The 20,418-nt window shown below is 59.5% G+C and carries 19 protein-coding genes; 13 read left to right on the top strand and 6 right to left on the bottom strand.

Translation table 11 applies throughout. The annotated features are described in order from the left end of the window. Positions 1-216: 216 nt before the first annotated feature. Complete coding sequence (locus JFT91_RS04325; RefSeq protein WP_007913842.1) at positions 217-1,593, bottom strand: glutamine synthetase family protein; 1,377 nt, start codon at positions 1,591-1,593, stop codon at positions 217-219. A gap of 278 nt (positions 1,594-1,871) precedes the next feature. On the opposite strand from JFT91_RS04325, the gene JFT91_RS04320 reads away from it, so the two are divergent. From JFT91_RS04320 to JFT91_RS04285, 8 genes are all read left to right on the top strand, one after another. Next, positions 1,872-2,237 carry a glutamine amidotransferase gene (locus tag JFT91_RS04320; RefSeq protein WP_201231666.1) on the top strand — a complete coding sequence of 122 codons (366 nt, stop codon included), beginning with the start codon at positions 1,872-1,874 and terminating at the stop codon, positions 2,235-2,237. A 95-nt stretch (positions 2,238-2,332) separates the two neighbouring features. After that, complete coding sequence (locus JFT91_RS04315; protein WP_008085328.1) at positions 2,333-3,691, top strand: glutamine synthetase family protein; 1,359 nt, start codon at positions 2,333-2,335, stop codon at positions 3,689-3,691. A 55-nt stretch (positions 3,692-3,746) separates the two neighbouring features. Beyond that, positions 3,747-5,111, top strand: coding sequence for an aspartate aminotransferase family protein (locus tag JFT91_RS04310; RefSeq protein WP_201231665.1), 1,365 nt, complete (start codon positions 3,747-3,749; stop codon positions 5,109-5,111). 171 nt (positions 5,112-5,282) lie between these two features. Then, a complete protein-coding gene (locus JFT91_RS04305; protein ID WP_201229097.1) occupies positions 5,283-6,392 on the top strand; it encodes a polyamine ABC transporter substrate-binding protein in 1,110 nt (369 codons plus the stop codon). 187 nt (positions 6,393-6,579) lie between these two features. Then, on the top strand, positions 6,580-7,677 hold the full coding sequence (locus tag JFT91_RS04300; protein ID WP_201231664.1) for a polyamine ABC transporter substrate-binding protein: 1,098 nt from the start codon (positions 6,580-6,582) through the stop codon (positions 7,675-7,677). Positions 7,678-7,744: 67 nt separating this feature from the next. Continuing rightward, complete coding sequence (locus JFT91_RS04295) at positions 7,745-8,887, top strand: ABC transporter ATP-binding protein (RefSeq protein WP_007913856.1); 1,143 nt, start codon at positions 7,745-7,747, stop codon at positions 8,885-8,887. After that, complete coding sequence (locus JFT91_RS04290; protein WP_207196772.1) at positions 8,884-9,804, top strand: ABC transporter permease subunit; 921 nt, start codon at positions 8,884-8,886, stop codon at positions 9,802-9,804. Before JFT91_RS04295 ends, JFT91_RS04290 begins: the two co-directional genes overlap by 4 nt. Then, positions 9,801-10,691 carry an ABC transporter permease subunit gene (locus tag JFT91_RS04285; RefSeq protein ID WP_093429780.1) on the top strand — a complete coding sequence of 297 codons (891 nt, stop codon included), beginning with the start codon at positions 9,801-9,803 and terminating at the stop codon, positions 10,689-10,691. Before JFT91_RS04290 ends, JFT91_RS04285 begins: the two co-directional genes overlap by 4 nt. A 186-nt stretch (positions 10,692-10,877) precedes the next feature. On the opposite strand, the gene JFT91_RS04280 is transcribed toward JFT91_RS04285, so the two are convergent. Continuing rightward, complete coding sequence (locus JFT91_RS04280; protein WP_201198685.1) at positions 10,878-11,519, bottom strand: HD domain-containing protein; 642 nt, start codon at positions 11,517-11,519, stop codon at positions 10,878-10,880. Positions 11,520-11,821: 302 nt separating this feature from the next. Here JFT91_RS04280 and JFT91_RS04275 point away from each other — a divergent pair, with 302 nt between their 5' ends. After that, positions 11,822-12,787, top strand: a complete 966-nt coding sequence (locus JFT91_RS04275; RefSeq protein WP_201231663.1) for a GlxA family transcriptional regulator — start codon at positions 11,822-11,824, stop codon at positions 12,785-12,787. A 114-nt stretch (positions 12,788-12,901) separates the two neighbouring features. Here JFT91_RS04275 and JFT91_RS04270 read toward each other — a convergent pair whose 3' ends face one another. Continuing rightward, complete coding sequence (locus JFT91_RS04270; RefSeq protein ID WP_201231662.1) at positions 12,902-15,313, bottom strand: penicillin acylase family protein; 2,412 nt, start codon at positions 15,311-15,313, stop codon at positions 12,902-12,904. Between the two features lie 102 nt (positions 15,314-15,415). Next, positions 15,416-15,994, bottom strand: a complete 579-nt coding sequence (locus JFT91_RS04265) for a DUF6436 domain-containing protein (RefSeq protein ID WP_201231661.1) — start codon at positions 15,992-15,994, stop codon at positions 15,416-15,418. Positions 15,995-16,092: 98 nt separating this feature from the next. Between JFT91_RS04265 and bipL the strand changes: the two genes are divergently transcribed. Next, positions 16,093-17,040 carry a phospholipase BipL gene (gene bipL / locus JFT91_RS04260; RefSeq protein ID WP_201229083.1) on the top strand — a complete coding sequence of 316 codons (948 nt, stop codon included), beginning with the start codon at positions 16,093-16,095 and terminating at the stop codon, positions 17,038-17,040. A gap of 104 nt (positions 17,041-17,144) precedes the next feature. Here the strand turns inward: bipL and JFT91_RS04255 are convergent, their stop codons facing one another. Then, positions 17,145-17,876: a DUF2059 domain-containing protein gene (locus tag JFT91_RS04255; protein WP_201229081.1), complete on the bottom strand. Its 732-nt coding sequence runs from the start codon at positions 17,874-17,876 to the stop codon at positions 17,145-17,147. Positions 17,877-17,984: 108 nt separating this feature from the next. Between JFT91_RS04255 and JFT91_RS04250 the strand changes: the two genes are divergently transcribed. Next, positions 17,985-18,617 carry a 2OG-Fe(II) oxygenase gene (locus JFT91_RS04250; protein ID WP_201229079.1) on the top strand — a complete coding sequence of 211 codons (633 nt, stop codon included), beginning with the start codon at positions 17,985-17,987 and terminating at the stop codon, positions 18,615-18,617. A 2-nt stretch (positions 18,618-18,619) separates the two neighbouring features. Next, the gene (locus JFT91_RS04245; RefSeq protein ID WP_201231660.1) at positions 18,620-19,105 is read left to right on the top strand and encodes a 2-thiouracil desulfurase family protein; all 486 of its coding nucleotides are present in this window, start codon (positions 18,620-18,622) and stop codon (positions 19,103-19,105) included. Positions 19,106-19,225: 120 nt separating this feature from the next. Here JFT91_RS04245 and JFT91_RS04240 read toward each other — a convergent pair whose 3' ends face one another. After that, complete coding sequence (locus tag JFT91_RS04240; protein ID WP_201231659.1) at positions 19,226-19,798, bottom strand: transporter substrate-binding domain-containing protein; 573 nt, start codon at positions 19,796-19,798, stop codon at positions 19,226-19,228. Between the two features lie 135 nt (positions 19,799-19,933). On the opposite strand from JFT91_RS04240, the gene JFT91_RS04235 reads away from it, so the two are divergent. After that, positions 19,934-20,359 carry a DUF4399 domain-containing protein gene (locus JFT91_RS04235; RefSeq protein WP_201229073.1) on the top strand — a complete coding sequence of 142 codons (426 nt, stop codon included), beginning with the start codon at positions 19,934-19,936 and terminating at the stop codon, positions 20,357-20,359. Positions 20,360-20,418: the final 59 nt, after the last annotated feature.

Below are 20,418 nucleotides of genomic sequence, written 5' to 3'. Positions count from 1 at the left end.
GATGTTGTCTGCCAGTACCCTGTGGCGAGGGGATTTATCCCCGGTGGGCAGCGAAGCGGCCCCAAACCATTCAGCTTGGTGTATCAGGAATAATCGGTTTTCAGGGTTTACGGCTGCTGTGCAGCCGATCGGGGATAAATCCCCTCGCCACAGAGGCCATAAAAAAAACGCCGCTGGCTGAATCAGCCGACGGCGTTTTTTTGCAGCTACATCCGCTTAAACGGTATGCAGATACCAGTTGTACTCAAGGTCGGAGATGGAGTGTTCGAACTCCTCCAGCTCGCTTTCCTTGCAGGCGACGAAGATATCGATGTATTTCGGATCGATGTACTTGGCCATCACCTCGCTGTCGTCCAGCTCACGCAAGGCATCGCGCAAGTTGTTCGGCAGGCTCTGCTCGTTCTGCTCGTAGCTGTTGCCTTCGACGGGCGCGCCCGGCTCGATCTTGTTGGTCAGGCCGTGGTGCACGCCTGCAAGAACAGAAGCCATCAACAGATACGGGTTGGCATCGGCACCGGCTACACGATGCTCGATACGCACGGCATCGGAAGAGCCGGTGGGTACGCGAATCGCCACGGTGCGGTTGTCCAAGCCCCAGCACGGCGAGTTCGGCACGTAGAACTGGGCGCCGAAACGACGGTAGGAGTTGACGTTCGGGCAGAGGAAAGCCATCTGCGCGGGCAGGGTCTCGAGCACACCGCCGATCGCGTGACGCAGCGCGGCGTTCTGCTCGGGATCCTCGCTGGCAAAAATGTTTTTGCCTTCTTTATCCAGAATCGAAATGTGTACGTGCAGACCATTACCTGCCTGGCCCGGGTACGGCTTGGCCATGAAGGTGGTGTCCATTTCATGGTCGTAGGCGATGTTCTTGATCAGACGCTTGAGCAGTACCGCGTAGTCGCACGCCTTGATCGGGTCGGCGACGTGGTGCAGGTTCACTTCGAACTGCGCCGGGGCACTTTCCTTGACGATGGCGTCGGCCGGGATGCCTTGCTCTTTGGCACCTTCCAGAATGTCCTGGAGGCAGTCGACGTATTCGTCGAGGTCGTCGATCAGGTAGACCTGCGTCGAGTGCGGACGTTTGCCGGAGATCGGCGAGCGTGGAGGCTGCGGACGGCCGTTCACGTTTTCCTGGTCGATCAGGTAGAACTCGAGTTCGAATGCGGCGCAGATGGTCAAACCCAGCTCGTCAAACTTTGCAACAACTTGACGGAGCACTTCGCGCGGATCGGCGAAGAAAGGGTCGCCTTCGAGTTCGTGCATGGTCATCAACAGTTGCGCGGTAGGGCGCTTCTGCCATGGCTCGTTGCACAGGGTATCGGGGATTGGATAGCAGATACGATCGGCGTCGCCGATGTCCAGGCCCAGGCCGGTGCTTTCCACCGTCGAACCATTGATATCCAGAGCAAATAGAGAGGCCGGCAGGTTGATGCCTTTCTCGTAAACCTTGTGGAGGCTGGTGCGTTCGATGCGCTTGCCGCGCACCACACCATTCATATCCGCAATCAGAAGGTCAACGTACAGAACCTCAGGATGTTCCTTAAGGAACGCGTTCGCTTCGTTAAGCTGAACGGCACGCGGGGGTACCGACATGATGCAACACCTTTGTTGTTAAAAATATCAATCATTGATCTTTTCTGGTTTCAGTCAACCCGAACGGCCTGCCGAAGTCAAGCGAGGCCTTTTTTGCCCTAAAAAAGCGCCGCGAGGGCATTTATGGGGCACTTTGAGGCGCTTTTCAGTCATTGAGACGCTTGCCACCCGCAGGCTTGAGCAGGCCGTGTTGTATTTTTTACGGGGGTGTTGTGTAAAAAAATGAACAAGGCTAAGCTCCGATCAAACCCATAACAGCAATAATACCGGGGTGCTTCATGTCTCGCCTGCCGTTAATCGGCATCACCGACTGCTCGCAACAGTCCGGTCTGCATGCTTATCACATCAGTGGCGACAAATCCGTCCGTAGCGCAGCCAGCATGGCGCGCAGCCTGTCGACGACATTCTCGTCAGCGGCAGCCAGAACGGCAGCGTCCGATATTCTGGACGTATGGCAAAGCATTCTGTTTATGGCGTTCCCTTCCAATATAGATCTCTTTCGATCCCAAAACCTGAGCCGCTCACCGAGCCGTGCTCATGATTCTGCACGCATTGGAAATATCGAGTGTGCACAGCAAATGCAACGCCAGCGTAAAGGGCAGGTAAGCTCCTCTTTCATTGTCTATGCGCGGTGCCTGGCGTAAGCCCGCACTGCGCACAAGCAAGCCCCCTTCAACGCGACGCGCAAGCGTCAAACTTTGCCTGACATTGCGTCAGGAGACTCAGCCCAGAGGCATTTATGAGTAACAACCTCGACCAGCTCACCGATTGGTTGAAAGACCACAAGATCACAGAAGTCGAATGCATGATCGCCGACTTGACCGGTATCACCCGGGGCAAGATTTCGCCGACCAACAAGTTCATCGCCGAAAAAGGCATGCGCCTGCCAGAGAGCGTGCTGTTGCAGACCGTGACCGGCGACTATGTCGAAGACGACATCTATTACGAGCTGCTCGACCCGGCCGACATCGACATGATCTGCCGCCCCGACCAGAACGCTGTGTACATGGTGCCGTGGGCCATCGAGCCGACCGCGCAGGTGATCCACGACACCTACGACAAGCAAGGCAACCCGATCGAGCTGTCGCCGCGCAACGTCCTCAAGAAAGTCCTCAAGCTCTATGCCGACAAGGGCTGGCAGCCGATCGTGGCGCCAGAGATGGAGTTCTATCTGACCAAGCGCAGTGACGATCCCGACTATCCGTTGCAGCCGCCAATCGGCCGCTCGGGCCGTCCGGAAATCGGTCGTCAGTCGTTCTCTATCGAAGCGGCGAACGAATTCGACCCGCTGTTCGAAGACGTCTACGACTGGTGCGAATTGCAGGAGCTGGACCTCGACACGCTGATCCATGAAGACGGCACGGCGCAGATGGAAATCAACTTCCGTCACGGTGACGCCCTGTCGCTGGCCGACCAGATCCTGGTGTTCAAACGCACCATGCGTGAAGCCGCGCTGAAGCACGACGTGGCCGCGACCTTTATGGCCAAGCCGATGACCGGCGAGCCGGGCAGTGCCATGCACTTGCACCAGAGCATCATTGATATCGAAACCGGCAAGAACGTCTTCTCCAATGAAGACGGGACCATGAGCCAGCTGTTCCTGCACCACATCGGCGGTTTGCAGAAGCTGATCCCTGAGCTGTTGCCGTTGTTCGCCCCGAACGTCAACTCGTTCCGCCGCTTCCTGCCAGACACCTCGGCGCCGGTGAACGTGGAGTGGGGCGAAGAAAACCGCACCGTGGGCCTGCGCGTACCGGATGCCGGCCCGCAGAACCGTCGGGTGGAAAACCGCCTGCCGGGCGCCGACGCCAACCCTTACCTGGCGATTGCCGCGAGCCTGCTCTGCGGTTACATCGGCATGGTCGAGGGCCTCAACCCGAGCGCACCTGTGGTTGGCCGTGGTTACGAGCGCCGCAACCTGCGCCTGCCGTTGACCATCGAAGACGCACTGGAGCGTATGGAAAACAGCACCACCGTCGAGAAATACCTCGGCAAGACTTTCATCACAGGCTACGTCGCGGTCAAGCGGGCCGAGCATGAAAACTTCAAGCGCGTGATCAGTTCGTGGGAGCGTGAGTACCTGCTCTTCGCCGTCTGATACGCCGGGCGCGGCCTCACAAGCCGCGCCTTCACCGATAACAAGGAGAATTGGCATGACCAGCAACAACCCGCAAACCCGCGAGTGGCAAGCGCTCAGCAATGATCACCACCTGGCGCCGTTCAGCGATTTCAAGCAGCTGAAAGAGAAAGGCCCGCGGATCATCACTAACGCCAAGGGCGTTTACCTGTGGGACAGCGAAGGCAACAAGATCCTCGACGGCATGGCCGGTCTGTGGTGCGTGGCCATCGGTTACGGTCGTGATGAACTGGCTGACGCTGCCGCCAAACAGATGCGCGAACTGCCTTACTACAACCTGTTCTTCCAGACCGCGCACCCGCCGGCACTGGAACTGGCCAAGGCCATCGCCGACGTTGCGCCAGAAGGCATGAACCATGTGTTCTTCACCGGTTCCGGCTCCGAAGGCAACGACACTATGCTGCGCATGGTTCGCCACTACTGGGCGATCAAGGGCCAGCCGAACAAGAAAGTCATCATCAGTCGCAAGAACGGTTATCACGGTTCGACCGTGGCCGGCGCGAGCCTCGGTGGCATGACTTATATGCACGAACAGGGCGACTTGCCGATTCCCGGCATCGTCCACATCGCTCAGCCGTACTGGTTTGCCGAAGGCGGCGACATGTCGCCGGAAGAGTTCGGCATCTGGGCGGCCAATCAGTTGGAAGAGAAGATTCTCGAAGTCGGCGTGGATAACGTTGGTGCCTTTATTGCCGAGCCGATTCAGGGTGCCGGCGGCGTGATTATTCCGCCAGACACCTACTGGCCGCGCATCAAGGAAATCCTCGCCAAGTACGACATCCTTTTCGTCGCCGATGAAGTGATCTGCGGTTTCGGCCGTACCGGTGAGTGGTTCGGTAGCGATTTCTACGACCTTGCGCCCGACATGATGACCATCGCCAAAGGCCTGACCTCCGGCTATATCCCGATGGGTGGCCTGATCGTCCGTGACTCGGTGGTGGCAGTGCTCAACGAAGGTGGCGATTTCAACCACGGCTTCACCTACTCCGGTCACCCGGTGGCGGCAGCGGTCGGTCTGGAAAACATCCGCATTCTGCGCGACGAGAAAATTATCGAGAACGCGCACAACGAAACGGCACCGTATTTGCAGAAACGTCTGCGGGAACTGAACGATCACCCGTTGGTGGGTGAAGTTCGCGGGGTCGGTCTGCTGGGCGCAATCGAGCTGGTGCAGGACAAGGCCAATCGCAAGCGTTACGAAGGCAAGGGCGTCGGCATGATCTGCCGCCAGTTCTGCTTCGACAACGGCCTGATCATGCGCGCTGTGGGCGACACCATGATCATCGCGCCGCCGCTGGTTATCAGCAAAGCGGAGATCGATGAGCTGGTTACAAAGGCACGCAAATGCCTCGACCTGACCCTCAGTGCGTTACAGGGCTAGGTGCTAGGCTCTGAGCGGGGGAGCTGCGGCGCTCTCGCTCAAAGCTGTCAGAAAGGCTGGTCTTTTCTTGAAAGACCGCCTCGGATCTTGCCAGACTAGCCGCGGTTCCAGTTGTCCGGGTTCGGCCGCTGAACAATGTGGTTCAAAAAAGAAAAATTTGGAGCATGACGCATGAAGGCATTAGGTAAAAAGCTTGCTGGCAAGACTCTTCTCGCCCTGTCCGTCGCGGGGATGATGGCGGGTGCGGTTCACGCGGACGACAAAGTGCTGCACGTCTACAACTGGTCCGACTACATCGCTCCGGACACCATCGCCAACTTCGAGAAAGAGTCCGGGATCAAAGTCGTCTATGACGTCTTCGACAGCAACGAGACCCTGGAAGCCAAGCTGCTGGCAGGCAAGTCCGGCTACGACGTGGTCGTGCCGTCCAACAACTTCCTCGCCAAGCAGATCAAGGCTGGCGTTTACCAGGAGCTGGATCAGTCCAAGCTGCCTAACTGGAAGAACCTGAACCAGGATCTGCTCAAGGCCGTTTCGGTCAGCGACCCAGGTAACAAACACGCCTTCCCGTACATGTGGGGCTCGATCGGCATTGGTTACAACGCCGAGAAGGTCAAGGCTGCGCTGGGCGTCGACACCATCGATTCGTGGGACGTGCTACTCAAGCCTGAAAACATCGCCAAGCTCAAGGGCTGCGGTGTGAGCTTCCTCGATTCGCCGACCGAAATGCTCCCGGTCGCGCTGCACTACCTGGGCCTGCCAACCGACAGCCAGAAGAAAGAAGACATCAAGAAAGCCGAGGAACTGTTCCTCAAGATTCGTCCTTCGATCACCTACTTCCACTCCTCCAAGTACATCTCGGACCTGGCCAACGGCAACATCTGCGTAGCCGTCGGCTACTCGGGTGACGTGCAGCAAGCCAAGTCCCGTGCCGCCGAGGCCGGTGACAAGGTCAAAGTCAGCTACGCCATTCCGAAAGAAGGTGCCGGCAGTTTCTTCGACATGGTCGCCATCCCTAAAGATGCCGAAAACGTTGAAGGCGCCTACAAGTTCATGACCTTCCTGCAGAAGCCTGAAGTCATGGCCGGCATCACCAACGCCGTACGTTTCCCGAACGGTAACGCCGCTGCAACGCCACTGGTGGAAAAAGACATCACCAGCGATCCAGGCATCTACCCGCCAGCCGACGTGCAGGCCAAGTTGTATGCCATCGCCGATCTGCCAGCGGCAACCCAACGCGAAATGACCCGCAGCTGGACCCGAATCAAATCCGGTAAATAAACCGGTTTGAAGCAACAACCGTTGGCCGTCGTCGCCGTGACGACGGCCAGCGGGACAATTAAATGACAGAAAGTTTTGCTGGAACGGTTTTTCGAGGGTAAGTTGCGCGCCGGTTTTGTTGCCGGGCAGCCATGGCTGTCATGCAGCGCGGGGCAACTTGGGCCCAACTAATTTAGAGGACCTCCACTTGCCTATTTTTTCTTCTTTGCGCAAAGCCCTGCTGGCCACTGCCGGCCTGACGATTGCTGTCGGAGCCCAGGCCGCCGGTACGGTGCATATTTATAACTGGTCGGACTACATCGGCGAGACGACCCTGGCTGACTTCCAGAAAGCCACCGGGATCAAACCGGTCTACGACGTCTTCGACTCCAACGAAACCCTGGAAGGCAAGCTGCTGGCCGGGCGTACCGGTTACGACGTGGTCGTGCCGTCGAACCACTTCCTCGGCAAGCAGATCAAGGCGGGCGCGTTCCAGAAGCTCGACAAGTCGCAACTGCCGAACTATTCCAATCTCGACCCGGCGCTGCTCAAGCGTCTGGAGCAGAACGATCCGGGCAACCTGTACGCCGTGCCGTACCTGTGGGGCACCAACGGCATCGGCTACAACGTCGATAAAGTGAAGGCTGTGCTCGGTGTCGACAAGATCGATTCGTGGGGCGTGCTGTTCGAGCCGGAGAACATCAAGAAGCTGCAAAGCTGCGGCGTGGCGTTCCTCGATTCGGCGGATGAAATGATGCCGACGGTGCTGAACTATCTGGGCCTGAATGCCAACAGCACCAATCCCAAGGATTACGAAAAAGCCACCGCCAAGTTGCTCGCCGTGCGCCCATTCGTAACCTACTTCCACTCCTCGAAATACATCGGCGACCTGGCTAACGGCGACATCTGCGTGGCCATCGGTTTCTCTGGCGATATTTTCCAGGCCAAGCACCGCGCCGAAGAAGCCAAGAAGGGCGTGAACATCGCCTACGCAGTGCCGAAAGAGGGCGGCGCCTTGTGGTTCGACATGCTGGCGATTCCCAAGGATTCGTCGAACGTGAAAGAAGCCCACGCCTTCATCAACTATTTGCTGAAACCTGAGGTGATTGCCCAGGTCAGTGACTACGTCGGTTATGCCAACCCGAATCCCGGGTCGGACAAACTGATGGAGCAATCCATCCGCACCGATGAGTCGGTTTATCCACCGCAGGCCGTAATCGACAAGGCTTATGTGTCGACCGAGTTGCCACCGAACATTCAGCGTCTGATGACCCGCAGCTGGACCAAGGTCAAGTCGGGCATGTAAGGCACAAACTATCCTGGGTTCGTCTGTATTGGGCGAACTGCACTCTTTTTTTCTGGGAGTTTCGTAAATGGCAGTTGCCTCCGGCGCCTATAAGAAAGCCCTCGAGGGCGACCAGACACCGAAGCAGGTGTTGGTCAAAATCGACCGGGTCACGAAGAAGTTCGACGAGACGATTGCCGTGGACGACGTGTCCCTGGAAATCAAAAAGGGCGAGATCTTCGCTCTGCTCGGCGGTTCGGGATCGGGCAAATCCACTCTGCTGCGGATGCTGGCAGGGTTCGAACGGCCCACGGAGGGGCGCATTTTTCTCGACGGCGTCGACATCACCGACATGCCGCCGTACGAACGTCCGATCAACATGATGTTCCAGTCGTACGCCTTGTTTCCGCACATGACCGTGGCGCAGAACATCGCCTTCGGCCTCAAGCAGGACAAGATCCCGGCCGCTGAAGTCGATGCCCGCGTGGCCGAGATGCTCAAACTGGTGCAGATGAGCCAGTACGCCAAGCGCAAGCCGCACCAACTGTCTGGCGGTCAGCGTCAGCGTGTGGCGCTGGCGCGTTCGCTGGCCAAACGGCCGAAGCTGTTGCTGCTCGACGAACCGATGGGCGCACTGGACAAGAAACTGCGTTCGCAAATGCAGCTGGAACTGGTGGAAATCATCGAGCGCGTGGGTGTGACCTGCGTGATGGTGACGCACGACCAGGAAGAGGCCATGACCATGGCCGAGCGCATCGCGATCATGCACCTGGGCTGGATCGCCCAGATCGGCAGCCCGATCGACATCTACGAGACCCCGACCAGCCGTCTGGTCTGCGAATTCATCGGCAACGTGAACATCTTCGAAGGCGAAGTGATCGACGACGCCGAAGGCCATGCGACCATCACTTGCAAAGACCTCGATCGGCAGATCTACGTCGGCCACGGCATCAGTACTTCGGTGCAGGACAAGTCGGTCACCTACGCGATTCGCCCGGAGAAGCTGCTGGTCACCGCCGATCAACCGACCTGCGAATACAACTGGTCGAGCGGCAAGGTGCATGACATCGCCTACCTCGGCGGGCACTCGGTGTTCTACGTCGAACTGCCGAGCGGCAAGCTGGTGCAGTCGTTCGTCGCCAATGCGGAGCGTCGCGGCGCGCGGCCGACCTGGGGCGATCAGGTTTACGTGTGGTGGGAAGACGACAGCGGCGTGGTACTTCGCTCATGAACATGCGCAAATTCAAACGCCGCCTCAATCGAATAATCCCCAGTGGCCGGCAATTGGTCATCGGGGTCCCTTTCATCTGGCTGTTCCTGTTCTTCATGCTGCCGTTCTTCATCGTTCTGAAGATCAGCTTCGCCGAAGCCGACGTGGCCATTCCGCCGTACACCGAGATCTACACGTACGCCGAGCAGAAGCTGCAACTGCTGCTGAACCTGGGCAACTACGCGATGCTCGGCGACGACGAGTTGTACATCGCCGCTTACCTCGGCTCGCTGAAAATGGCGTTTTTCAGCACGCTGTTGTGTCTGTTGATTGGCTACCCGATGGCCTATGCCATCGCCACCGCCCGTAAAGAGATGCAAACGGTGCTGGTGCTGCTGATCATGATGCCGACCTGGACCGCGATCCTGATCCGCGTTTACGCGTGGATGGGCATCCTCAGCAACAACGGTCTGCTCAACGGTTTCCTGATGAGCATGGGCTTTATCGACGAGCCGCTGCAGATCCTCAACACTAACCTTGCGGTGTACATCGGCGTCGTTTACTCGTACCTGCCGTTCATGATCCTGCCTCTGTACGCCAACCTGGTGAAGCACGATCACAGCTTGCTGGAAGCCGCTTCCGACCTCGGTTCGAGCACCTTCAACAGCTTCTGGAAAATCACCATTCCGCTGTCCAAGAACGGGATCATTGCCGGCTGCATGCTGGTATTCATCCCGGTGGTCGGCGAGTTCGTGATCCCGGAACTGCTCGGCGGTCCGGAAACCCTGATGATCGGTAAAGTGCTCTGGCAAGAGTTCTTCAACAACCGTGACTGGCCGGTGGCGTCCGCGCTGGCGGTGGTGATGCTGGCGATCCTGATTGTGCCGATCATTCTGTTCAACCGCAGTCAGGCCAAGGAAATGGAGGGTAAAGAATGAAGCGCTTCCGTTTCTCCAGCCTGATGCTGGTTCTGGGTCTGTTGTTCATCTACCTGCCGATGCTGATCCTGGTGATCTACTCGTTCAACGCCTCGAAACTGGTGACGGTGTGGGGCGGCTGGTCGATCAAGTGGTACGTCGGCCTGCTCGACAACACGCAACTGATGGGCTCGGTGTTGCGCTCGCTGGAAATCGCCTGCTACACCGCGGTTGCCGCGGTGGCGCTGGGTACGCTGGCAGCGTTTGTACTGACGCGCATCACCCGCTTCAAGGGCCGCACGCTGTTCGGTGGCCTGGTGACGGCGCCGTTGGTGATGCCGGAAGTGATCACCGGTCTGTCGCTGTTGCTGCTGTTCGTGGCCATGGCGCAGATGATCGGCTGGCCGCAGGAGCGTGGCATTGTCACCATCTGGATCGCCCACACGACGTTCTGTGCGGCGTATGTGGCGGTGGTGGTGTCGGCGCGTCTGCGTGAGCTGGATCTGTCGATCGAAGAAGCAGCGATGGATCTGGGGGCGCGGCCGTGGAAGGTGTTCTTCCTGATCACCATCCCGATGATCGCGCCATCGCTGGCGGCGGGCGGCATGATGTCGTTCGCGCTGTCGCTGGATGACTTGGTACTGGCGAGCTTCGTGTCTGGCCCGGGTTCGACGACCCTGCCGATGGAAGTGTTCTCGGCGGTGCGCCTGGGCGTGAAGCCTGAGATCAACGCCGTGGCCAGTCTGATTCTGCTGGCGGTATCGATCGTGACCTTCATGGTCTGGTTCTTCAGCCGCCGTGCCGAAGAAGCGCGCAAGAAAGCCATCCAGCAAGCCATCGAAGAAAGCGCTGCCGACTCGTGGAAACAACCGGACGTGCGTCGCGCACCGGCGCCGGAAGCGGCGTAAGCCAATCGGGTTGGTCTCAGTATCGAGGCCAACCCGAATCCAATGCTGGAATGGGTTTCTGTGGTGAGGGGATTTATCCCCGTTGGACTGCGTAGCAGGCCCCTTCTGTTTAGATCAAGAGAGGGGTCGCTTCGCAACCCAACGGGGATAAATCCCCTCGCCACAGGACCTATTCCACAGTTGGATTTAGGCAGTCCAGGGGGATTGGCGGATGACCTCGACGAAGTTCATCGGCTTGAATTCCGGCTCCTGATCCTTCAGCACATCGGTCTTCACGTTGCCGAATGTGGTCTGCGGACGGTGGCGCAAGCCGTCGGCAAACGCGCAGATGATGCACTCCTTGAAACCTTCCCCACGCGGGTGCGCATGCACCACCGCTTCACGCTGTACGCTGCTGAACGCCGCGTAATCCATGCCCAGCACGTCCATCTCGACACCGGCAGTCACCAGCGCCACAGTCGGACGCAAATGCTTCGGCACGCCCGGCGTGGTGTGCAGGGCAATCGACAGCCACACCTGTTCGATGTCGTCATCGCTCAACCCGTAAGGCTTGAGAAACGCTGCTGCCGCATTGGCGCCGTCGACTTCAAAACGCTCGTCAGCGCTGCGATGACCTTCAACCAGACCGAGGTCATGGAACATTGCTCCGACGTAGAGCAGTTCAGGATCGTAGGCCAGTTGCTGGCGCTCACCGCTTAGCGCGCCGAACAAAAATACCCGGCGTGAGTGGTGATAGAGCAGATCGGATTCGATGTCGCGAATGTACTCGGTGGTGGCCCGGGCGAGGGCGCTGTCAGGGATTTTGATGCCGGCAATGGTCGTGCTCATGGGAGGTTTCCTCACTGAAACGCCGTCGTGGCGCTGATGGGCAAAGTCTGTTCCTGGCGCTGAAAGCGAACAATCGACGCATGGCTGCGATCCTTGCCAATCCACCTGCAAATCGTGCCAACTCAACAGTAGGAGAGATATCGCGATACTCATTGTGGTGAGGGGATTTATCCCCGTTGGGTTGCGCAGCAGCCCCAGGATCTCAGGCGTTTCAGATAGATCGAGTTCACCGGTCTTACGACTGCTTCGCAACCCAACGGGGATAAATCCCCTCGCCACTGGGTTACAGGGGACTTCAAAACATGAATAAAACCGTCGCCATCGTGGTGTTTGCTGGCGTGCAGTCGCTCGACGTCACCGGCCCCATGGATGTGTTCGCCGAAGCCAATCGTTTTCTTGCGCCCGAGGATCACTATCGGCTGGAGGTGATCGGTATCGGGCACGGCGCGATAGCCTGTTCCAACGGCTTGATCCTCAACGCCCATCGTCATTTCAGCGAAGCCATCGAGGCCTACGACCTGTTGCTGGTAGCCGGCGGGCCGCAACTGCCGTTCATGGATTTCGGTGCAGTCTTCGACACCTGGCTGCGCGAAGCCTGCGCCCGGGCGCAGCGTTTCGGCTCGATCTGCAACGGCGCGTTCATGCTGGCGCGCGCCGGGTTGCTGGAAGGGCGCACCGTCACCACGCACTGGAACGATGCCGAGGCGTTGGCGCAGTTATGCCCGTCGACACAGGTCGAAGCCGATCGCTTGTACGTCGAGGACGGCACGCTCTACACCTCGGCCGGGGTGACGGCGGGGATCGATCTGTCGTTGTACCTGCTGGCGCGTGATTACGGTGCCGAGGTGGCGTTGAGCGTGGCCAAACGGCTGGTGGTATTCACCCAGCGCTCAGGCGGGCAATCGCAGTTCAGTCCGTTCCTGACGCCGCATGCGGAGCCGACTTCGGCGGTGGCGATGGTGCAGTTGTATGTGCTGGCGAATCTGACCGGCGATCTGACCATTGCCGATCTGGCCAATGCGGCGAACATGAGTGCACGGAATTTCTCCCGGGTGTTTGCCAGGGAAGCCAAGGTGACGCCGGCGGAGTTCGTTGAACGGGCGCGCGTGGATGCAGCGCGGGTGATGCTGGAAAGCACCACGGCACCGCTGAAGACTGTGGCGTATCAGTGCGGGTTTCGTGACGCGCAGCATATGCGCAGTGTGTTCAACCGCCGCTTGGGCGTGACACCGCAACAGTTCCGGCTGAATTTTGCGGTTCTGCTCTGAGATTTAAGGTGTTGCTGATGGCTCTTTCGCGAGCAGGCTCGCTCCCACAGGGGAATGCATTGCAAATGTGGGAGCGAGCCTGCTCGCGAAGGCGTCAGCCCGGAAAACCAAAAACTACTGCGCAGCCCGCGCCGGCAACAGCTTCAACGTGCTCCGGGTATTCGCCGTCACCTCTTCTTCGCTGAAATGCGCCTGCACATACATCCCGTCGACATACGCTTCGGCCTGGTCGTCATAGTGACTGTCAAACGGCACGCCACTCTGCCCAACCGGATTGATCGTCAGACCATGCGCCGGGTCGGCGAAATCCACCAGCCGCCGCGTCGACGGCCCGTAAGTCACCGGCCACGGCGCCGGGCCGATCCGCGCGGAAAGATTATTCGGCACCTCATGACTGCCCGGCGCTGCGAACGGCCCGACGTTGAAAATCCGCTCCAGCGGCTTCTGCTGCCCCAGCGGATGCCCGTGCGTCAGCGTATGCGCCGCGCCCCATTTCCAGCCAGCCACATCGTCGCCAAGCGTCAGCTTCAAATGCGCCATGCTCGCCGCCCATGCAGTGCGCACGACATCGGCGCGGGTCTCCTTGACCGGTGTGTTGCGGTTGTCCCACCACGGTGAATCAGCGGTCGCCGCCAGGCGTGGCAGCGCCGCATCAATCACCCGCGTCGACAGCAGCGTGTCGAAAAAGTCGTTGCCCAGCTCATCCCGCATCGCTGCGTCGGCGAGGTCGTAGAGGAACTGGTTGAACACCGTGGCACTCACCGAATCCAGCGGATAATCGCCTTGCCACTGCGCCAGTTGCTCGACCAGTTTCAGTTGTGCCGGATCGCTCACCACTGCACGCAATACCGGCAGCAACGGCGCCAGCAAGCGCGGACCGTAACCGGTGGCGGTGCCGAGCTGCAGTTTCTGATTGGCCTCGTTTGTCCACTCGATGTTCTTGTCGCTGAGCTGACGATTGAGTTGTTGGCCACGGTCGGCGAGGTTGTAGTAACCGGGAATCGCCATGCCGGTGGGCGACAACGGCTGGAAGTTGGCCGAGACGATGTAGCCGCGTGCCGGATTCTCTTCTTGCGGGTTGGCGCTGAACGGGTAGAAACCATCCTTGTCGGCCTGGTTGGTACTGCCGTCGAGAATGAATTCCGGCCTGACCCCGGCCGGGCGCTTGGGCAGCAACGCCGAAGCCCACCAGGCGATATCGCCCTTGGCGTTGGCATAGACCAGGTTCAGCCCCGGCGCCTGCACTTTCGCCGCAGCGGCGCGGGCCTTGGCCAGTGTGTCCGCGCGGTTGAGTTGATAGAAACCTTCGAGGATCGGGTTGGGTGTTTCAAGAAACGCCCACCACATTGCAATTGGTGTTTTCCCGGCAGCACTCCCCAGCGCATCGTTGACGATCGGGCCGTGCGGCGACTGACGCAGGGTGAGGGTCACCGGCGTCTGGCCCTTCACATTGATCTGCTGTTCGGTGCTGACCATGTCCGTCCACTGACCGCGATACCAGACCTGATTCGGGTTGTCCGGGTTGACCTTCTCGGCGATCAGATCGAGATCGTCGTTCTGGAACATGGTCAGGCTCCAGCCGAAATCGAGGTTGTGCCCCAGAAACGCAAACGGCACCAACGCCTGATGATGGCCGTACAACTCAAAACCCGGCGCCGACAGCTGCGCCTCGTACCACACCGACGGCACCGAAAAGCGAATATGCGGATCGCCCGCCAGCAACGGTTTGCCGCTTTGGCTACGGCTGCCGGCAATCACCCAGGCGTTGCTGCCTTCGAACTGCGGCAGGCCGTTGTCGATCAGTGCCTGTTCACTGAGGCGGGCGAGGGCGTTGAGGTCTTGCCAGTCGGCGGCAGCCAGTGCAGGCGTTTGTTTGGCGTGACCGTTGGCCAGAACGCCTTTGGGCTGCCAGTCGAGGTCGAAGACGTTGAGGTAATCGGTGCCGAGCTGATCGCGCACATACGTCAGCAACGGTTCGGTGCGAAACGCGGCAGCAAAACTGTAAGCCATGTAGCCGGCGACGCTGATGCTGTCTTCTGCCGTGAACGGCCGTTTGGGGATGCCCAGCACGTCGAACTCGATGGGCGCGGCGTGCGAGTCCTGATATTGGTTGATGCCGTCCAGATAGGCTTGCAGGGCCTTCCACGCCGGCGACTGCTTATCGAGGCTGGCGACGTAACTGGCGGCGCGCTCGCGTATGCGCAGGCTGCGGAACAGTTTGTCGGTGTCGAGCAGTTTCGGCCCGAGCACTTCGGCCAGCTCGCCACGGGCGAGGCGGCGCATGGCTTCCATCTGGAACAGACGATCCTGGGCATGCACATAGCCAAGGGCGCGGTAGAGGTCGGTCTCGTTCTCGGCACGGATGTGCGGTACTCCGCGCTCGTCGTAGCGCACGGTCACCGACCCTTGCAGGTTGCGTAGTTCGACCTGGCCCTGGCGTGTCGGTTGTTTGCTGTAGACGTACCAGCCCCCGGCGCAGAGCAGAACAACGATGAGCAAGGCAAGAACGGTGAACACGCGCTTCATGGTGACTCCTTGTGCATGCGGGATTGCCGCCCATCGGGCTGCAAACAATTAGCACAGACCTTCCGTGCCGTGCAGCGCTGTCCTTGAAAAGTCCGGAATGCCTTACTTCGCCTCCACGGGCCACGGGCAATAACAACCGACGGCCAGCGTGTGCGTGACGTCGACCGGGCGATCATCAGTCAGAGCGTTGAGAATCGGTTCGATGAAGCTGTTGCTGGAGTTGCAGGTCAGGCCTTCGCTGTAGGGGCCGAAGTAGGCCAGTTTGCCGTTGCGATCCCAGATCGCCACGGCCGGGCTCGCGGGCACCTGTTCGGAGCCAGGCAAAACGGCGATGGTTTTCAGACGGCTGAGGGTGGCGGGCAACTGGCCGTGGCTGCCGGTTCTCTGCACGGCAAAAAACTCGACGCCCTTGGCGCTGAACTGCTCGACCATTTCGGTCAGGTGTTGTTGATTGCCGACATTGCACGGGCAGGCCGGGTCCCAGAAATGCACCAGACGAATCGGCCCGGGGCCGGCGAGGTCATCGGGCAGGCGCAGCGGATCGCCGGAAAACACCGCGGTGTGTTCGCTGAACGCCCGCAGGTAGCGGCCCTGAAACCAGTCGTACGCCGCCCACAGCACCCCGGCGCAGATGAGCGCAAGCAGGCTGGCAAACAGTGCGGTGCGGTAGGGCGAACGCATGGTTTTCGATCCTCGAAGGCCGGCTAGCTTGCCATGCTTGCCGCGACAGATGAATATCGCAGGCCGATAAAGTCTGTTTACCGCTCTGGAATTGCCTCATGCCTGCTACTTTCGACCCCGATCAATTACGCGCCAGCCTCAAGCCATTGGCCGAGTGGCAGCCGTTGTCGGACGAGGCCAAAGCCTATCAGCGCTTCTACCAGACTGATTTTCCCGAGCGCGATGTGTGGCGCGGCATGGGCCGTTTCGAGGTCGATGGCTATGAACTGGTCAGCCATTGCTGGTGGCCGGAGAAGGTCAAGGCGACGCTGTTTCTGCTGCACGGTTATTACGATCACACCGGGCTCTATCGCCATGTGATCGAGTGGGCGCTGGATCAGGACTTCGCCGTGATTGCCTGCGACTTGCCCGGGCATGGTCTGTCGAGCGGGCCGCGCGCGAGCATTCGCGATTTCTCCGAGTATCAGGATGTCCTGCAGGCGTTGTTCGCCGAAGCGCAGTCGATCTCGTTGCCGCAGCCGTGGCACTTGTGCGGACAAAGCACTGGCGGAGCGATTGTGGTCGATCACGTGCTCAACCATGGCGAAGGCAGCCCGGCGCAAGGTCAGTTGATTCTGATGGCACCGCTGGTGCGGCCTCGTGCGTGGGGCTGGTCGCAGTTGAGTTATTACCTGCTCAGGCCTTTCGTCAGAGGGGTTGCGCGGCGCTTCAGCGAGAACTCCAACGACCCGGATTTCCTGCCGTTTCTTCAGGCTGATCCGTTGCAGCCACGCCGCTTGCCGACGAAATGGGTCGGTGCGTTGTCGCGCTGGATCATTCGCGTCGAGCACGCGAAAAAAAGTCCGCGACGGCCGCTGATCATTCAGGGGCAGGCGGACATGACGGTCGACTGGCAGCACAATTTGCAGGTGTTGAAGTGGAAGTTCGATCGGCCGCAGATCTTGCTGCTGGCGGAGGCACGGCATCATCTGGCGAATGAAACGGTGGAGATGCGCGAGGAGTATTTCGAGTTCTTGAGCAAGCGGATCAAGGGCCGCAATCTCTAGCGTCTGTGAGGACCTCTTCGCGAGCAGGCTCGCTCCTGCATTTGGAATGCGTACCCCTGTGGGAGCGAGCCTGCTCGCGAAGGCGGCCGATCAGGCGCTAAAGATCACTGCCCGACCGCCAGGCCTGCGCGAATCGCTGCCAGCGCCGCCTGGTAATACGCCTTGCCCTCAGTCGACTCGGCAAACGTCGAAAACTCCTCCAGCTCTTCATCCGACAGGTCGCGATACACGTAGAGCAGCGTGTTGTTCAGGTCTGCGCCAATCTGATCCATCAAGCGCTGACGCTGGCCGTTCAGCATGCCTTGCGCCTGACCGCCACCGAGCAGGCCGGGAATCATCGAACTCAAACTGTCTGCCGCGACACCGGCAATCGCCAGGCTCACTTCAGCGCCAGCCTCGCGCGCCGGCAAAGCCTGGGCGAGGTGGCCGATGATCAGCAGGCGGCTGTCGCTGACCTGCATCTTCGGCAGGCCCTTGGCATTCTTCGCCAATTGATCACGGCGGGTTGCGAGCAATTCGGCCGCAACGATTTTCTTGCCCAGTGGCGATTGAAAGAAGGACAGGGCCGGTTTCGGATCGGCGAGGTGCTGGCGCAGTTGCGCTTCGGCGCGTTGATCCATGGCCTGTGGAGCAAAGCGCTGGTTGCTGTTGTTCACCAGCGCTTGAAACACGGCGGGCGGCAGGCTGTTCTGATAGCGCTGCTGCGCGGCACTCAGGGCGTCATTGAAATGCGCACGTTGATCTGGCCAGCCGGCGACCTTGTACAACTGATCGTGGCCGTCCGCCCAAGCGGGCAAAACACAAAGCATCAACAGTGAAAAAAGCAAACGGCGCATAGGGACTCCTGTCAGCAGCGGACTATTCTCCGTGCGGTGCCGGTACTTGTCGAGAATTCGTAGCAAGCCGCCGCGTGGCTCTGTCGGATTTCTTGCCGCCGACATACTATGCGCGCCATGCAAATATCCTCTGAACACCCACTGCTGTTACGCATCGTCGACGACCTGGCCGAGCACGGCTGGTCGCAGCAGAACATTTTCCTGCCCGCGGGTTTGACCCGTGAGCTGGCGGCCGAGTGCCGTAAACGTGAGGCCGAGGGTGAGCTGGCGCCGGCGGCGGTTGGCCGTGGGCCGTTTTCAGAGATTCGTGAGGGTATTCGCGGCGACCACATTCAGTGGATCGATCCGGGCCAGGCCGATTCCAGCGACCGCTATCTGAATTTGATGGACAGCCTGCGCGAGGCACTCAACCGTGGTTTGTTCCTCGGCCTTGAAGACTTCGAATGCCATTTCGCCCTGTATCCGCCGGGTGCGTTTTATCGCAGGCATGTCGACCGTTTTCGCGACGATGACAAGCGCATGGTGTCGGTGGTGGTCTACCTCAATGACGCCTGGCTGCCGGAGGATGGCGGTCAGTTGCGCATGTACCTGAACGATGAGCGCGTGCATGACGTGCAGCCTACCGGCGGTTGTCTGGTGGTGTTTCTTTCCGGCGAAGTGCCGCACGAAGTACTGCCGGCCAATCGTGAGCGCTTGTCGCTGACCGGCTGGTTCCGCCGTCGCGGCAACGAGCCGTTCTGATCATGGAAAAGATTCTGGTCAGCCGCTGCCTGTTGGGTCACCGCGTGCGCTACGACGGTGGCGCCAGTGGACCATATGACGTGTTGGAACAGTGGATTGCCGAAGGGCGCGTGGTGCCGTTGTGCCCGGAGGTCGCGGGGGGATTGCCAACGCCGCGTGCGGCCGCAGAGATTCCGGGCGGGCAGGGTGGTGAAGTGCTTGATGGCGTTGCTGCGGTGATGACCACCGAGGGCGAGGATGTCAGCGCACAGTTTCTGGAGGGTGCTCGGCAGGCGCTGGCGTTGGTGCAGAAACACGGCATCCGCGTGGCGGTGCTGAAAGCCAACAGCCCATCGTGCGGCAATCTGCTCACGTATGACGGCACGTTCAGTGGAGTGAAAGTCTCCGGCGAAGGCGTGACGGCTGCGTTGCTCAAGCGCCATGGGGTGCAGGTTTTCAGCGAACTCGAACTCCCGCAAGCCGCATTGGCCCTGACACAGCTCGATTAAAAGCAAATCGCATATCCCATGTAGGAGTGAGCCTGCTCGCGATAGCGGTGTGTCAGTTAACAATTATGTCGACTGACCTGACGCCATCGCGAGCAGGCTCACTCCTACAGGGTTTTGTGTTCACTCGGGTTTGGGGAACCATTTCTCGGTCAGCGCTGCCAGGCGCCCGTCGGCTTTGATCCGCTGCATGGCGCTCGCAAGGCTGGCCTGAAACGCCGGATTACCTTTCTGAAACGGTATCGCCATCTCCACCGGCGGGCTCGACTTTGGCTTGGCGTCAGTCAACGCCTGCACCAGCACCATCGGCCGTGGTTGCTCATCCTTTTTCGCCAGCAGTTGTGCATCGACCTTGCCGTAAGGCTCACTGAAGTCGAAACGATCCTTGAGTTCAGGTGTCAGTGCTATGTGGTTGAGCGCGACGTCGTACTTGCCGCTTTCAACGCCCTGGAGCAGATCGCCTTCATCGGTGACGATGAAATCGGCGCGCACATCCAGCTCAGAGGCTATCAATTGCCCAAGCTCGACCTCGAACCCCGTGAGTTGGTCGCCGTCGTCCTTGTAATTGAAGGGCGGTGTATTAGCCTCAAGGGCTATGCGCAGCTCGCCACGGTCGTTGACGTCATCAATCAGTTCGGCATGAGCCAAAGGGCTCAAAAGGGGTAGCAGGCAGATCAGGCCAGGCAGAAAACGCATGGTCACTCCTTTGAAATCATTATTGCGACGCTCTGAGTCAGGCGCGCTTTGCTATGGTTGTCGAGTGCCTTCGACAACGAATGGTCATGAAGTTGTCATGACCGTGCGGATTTTACGGAAAAACTGGAGAAGAGAATGAAAACGTTTATGTCACGTGCAGCATTGGCTGGCCTGTTGATGGGTGTTTCGGTGCTGGCCAGTGCAGCGACTCCGGCCCCTAAAGGCGCGGAAGTGTTCATCGTTTCTCCCGAGGACGGGGCGACTGTTTCTCAGGAATTCAAAGTCAAGTTCGGCACCAAGGACGTGGCGCTGGCGCCAGCGGGTGATGTCACCAAAAACACCGGTCACCATCACCTGCTGATCGACGTCGACAAGCTGCCAGCCGCCGGCGCGCCGATTCCGAATGACCCAAACCACATGCACTTCGGCAAGGCGCAGACCGAAGCGACGATCAAACTGGCACCGGGCAAGCACACCCTGCAGCTGGAGCTGGGTGACAGCGGCCACATGCCGTTCGATCCGCCAATCGTCTCGAAGAAAATCACCGTCAACGTCGAATAAGCTTTTCGCCGTGCATGAAAAAGGGAGCCCGAAGGCTCCCTTTTTTGTCGCTGACGTTT

The organism is Pseudomonas sp. TH08 (assembly GCF_016651275.1).
In the GTDB taxonomy this organism is placed as follows: domain Bacteria; phylum Pseudomonadota; class Gammaproteobacteria; order Pseudomonadales; family Pseudomonadaceae; genus Aquipseudomonas.
The sequence above is the reverse complement of the archived record's forward strand: the minus strand, read 5'-3'. Positions and strand labels throughout refer to the sequence as shown.